Raw genomic sequence first — 2,432 nt, 5'->3', positions numbered from 1 at the left:
TCGGCAGCGCCAGCCAGCCCAGTTCTGCGAATTGTTTCCACACCGCCGGACTGAAGCCGAGCGGATCGTTCGCCATCTTGCGGCGGTGATCGGCATCGTAGCTTTCGGCCACGAAGCGCTCCGCGCTTTCGCGCAGCAGGCGTTGCTCGTCGCTGAGATTGAGATCCATCCGTCTACTCCGCGGCGGCCGGCGGCTTGCGGACGGAGGGGTGTAGGCCCGATGGATCGACGATCATGCCGAATTCCTGAAGATTATGCGCGTGACAGAGCTGATGCAGCGCAAAGGCCTGGTCGATTGCAGCCGGTTGGCCCATCACGTCAACCGAACGATTCACGGCTTCCTTGGTCAGCTTCAGCGCAAAGGACGGTTTTGACGCGATTTTGCGCGCCAGCGCCAGCACGGCGGATGACAGCTCTGCGCGCGGCACGACCCGGTTGACCATCCCGAGTTGATGCGCCTCCTGCGCGCTCCATGCGTCGGCCGTGAACAGAAATTCCTTGGCCTTGCGCGGGCCGAGCTCCCAGGGATGCACGAACCATTCGACGCCGCAGACACCCATGGTGACCACGGGATCGCAGAACTGCGCATCGCCACTCGCGATGATGAGATCGCAGGCCCAGGCCAGCATCAGGCCGCCGGCGATGCACTTGCCGTGAACCTCTGCAATGGTCGGCTTGGCGAGGTTGCGCCAGCGCCGGGTGATCTGGAGATAGATCTCCTGCTCGCGCGCGAAGCGGCCATGGGCGTTTGCTTCGGCGAAGCCGCCCCAATTTCCGATCGGCGGAAAATCCACGCCCGCTTCATTCTTGCTGCCGGGTCGCAGGTCATGGCCTGAGGAGAAGTGCGGACCATTGCCGGCGAGAATGATCACCTTGACCGCGTCGTCCTGCACCGCCTCGTCGAAGGCGGCGTTGAGATCGTAGGTCATTTGCAGGTTCTGCGCGTTGCGCGCGTCGGGCCGGTTCATCACGACCCGGGCAATCGCCGGCTCCGGCCTCTCCACGAGGATGGTCTCGAACGAGCTCATCGCGTTCCCCTGGCGTTCCCGACCTGGCATTATTGTTCCCTCAAGTTGACTATTACAGCCAGGATTAAGCAAGAGGCTTGCGTACATCGGCTGCTTTTCACAGGCCACGGCCGGGACGCAAGATGTCTGGCATCTCGCGCGCGCAATCTGGTAGCTTGCGCCCGATTCCACCGGGAGAAATTTGATGCGCAAGATCCTGACCGTGCTGGCGGCGCTGGCCTCGTTGAGCCTCACCAATTGCGGCTATAACGCGATCCAGAGCGAGGACGAGCAGATCAAGGCCAATTGGTCCGAGGTCGTGAACCAGTATCAGCGTCGCGCCGATCTCGTGCCCAACCTCGTCAACTCGGTGAAGGGTTTTGCGCAGCAGGAGAAGGACGTGCTGCTCGGCGTCACCAATGCCCGCGCCAAGGTCGGCAGCATCCAGGCGACGCCCGAGGTGCTGAACGATCCCGCCGCATTCCAGAAATTCCAGGCCGCCCAGGGCGAACTCTCCGGCGCGCTGTCGCGGCTGCTCGTGGTCACCGAGAACTACCCCCAGCTCAAGTCGGATGCGCTGTTCAAGGATTTGATGTCGCAGCTCGAAGGCACCGAGAACCGCATCACGGTGGCGCGCAACCGCTACATCAAGGCGGTGCAGGACTATAACGTCACCATCCGTTCGTTCCCGAGCAACGTCACGGCGATGATGTTCGGCTACAAGGAAAAGCCGAACTTCACGGTCGCGAACGAGAAGGAAATCTCGACCGCGCCGAAGGTCGATTTCAATCCGGCGCCCGCGCCGTCGAAGTAAGTGCCTTCGACCCCGATGCATGCCCCACCCACCACCGTCATTCCCCGCGAAAGCGGGGAATCCAGTACGCCGCGGCTTCACGGTTCAATCACTGCTGCCTCTGGAATACTGGATCGCCCGCCTTCGCGGGCGATGACAACGATGTTGTGGCGTGCCGTTTTGGGCTTCTCAGCATTCGTCCTCGTCTTCGCGCTCCTGTTCACCTTTGCGCTCCCCGCCTCAGCCGATGTCGCCGTGCCGCAACTGACCGGCCGCGTGGTCGATCAGACCGGCACGCTCTCCAGCGGCGACATCGCCGCGCTGTCGCAAAAGCTGCAGGACTTCGAGATGCGCAAGGGCAGCCAGATCGCCGTCCTGATCGTGCCGACGACGGACCCGGAGACCATCGAGCAATTCGCGATCCGCGTCGCGGAGGCCTGGAAGATCGGACGCAAGAAGGTCGACGACGGCGCCATCCTCGTTGTGGCCAAGAACGACCGGCATTTGCGCATCGAGGTCGGTTACGGCCTCGAGGGCGCGCTCACCGACGTCACGTCGCGGCGCATCATCGATGAAGCCATCACGCCGAAATTCAGGAGCGGCGATTTCGCCGGCGGCATCACGGCGGGCGT

4 protein-coding genes are annotated in these 2,432 nt (G+C 62.9%); 2 read left to right on the top strand and 2 right to left on the bottom strand.

From position 1 onward, the window contains the following. A partial coding sequence (locus IVB32_RS06270; RefSeq protein WP_247410085.1) for an acyl-CoA dehydrogenase family protein occupies positions 1 to 169 on the bottom strand: 169 nt, incomplete at its 3' end. 4 nt (positions 170 to 173) lie between these two features. Next, a complete protein-coding gene (locus IVB32_RS06265) occupies positions 174 to 1,028 on the bottom strand; it encodes an enoyl-CoA hydratase (RefSeq protein WP_204512297.1) in 855 nt (284 codons plus the stop codon). Positions 1,029 to 1,212: 184 nt separating this feature from the next. Between IVB32_RS06265 and IVB32_RS06260 the strand changes: the two genes are divergently transcribed. Together IVB32_RS06260 and IVB32_RS06255 are read left to right on the top strand one after the other, a co-directional pair. Then, positions 1,213 to 1,821, top strand: a complete 609-nt coding sequence (locus IVB32_RS06260) for a LemA family protein (RefSeq protein ID WP_018453665.1) — start codon at positions 1,213 to 1,215, stop codon at positions 1,819 to 1,821. A 132-nt stretch (positions 1,822 to 1,953) separates the two neighbouring features. Beyond that, on the top strand, positions 1,954 to 2,432 hold a 479-nt coding region (locus IVB32_RS06255; RefSeq protein ID WP_247410004.1), incomplete at its 3' end, for a TPM domain-containing protein.

Source organism: Bradyrhizobium sp. 23 (assembly GCF_023073295.1).
Classification (GTDB): domain Bacteria; phylum Pseudomonadota; class Alphaproteobacteria; order Rhizobiales; family Xanthobacteraceae; genus Bradyrhizobium; species Bradyrhizobium canariense_D.
This window is presented reverse-complemented; position numbering and strand designations above follow the sequence as displayed.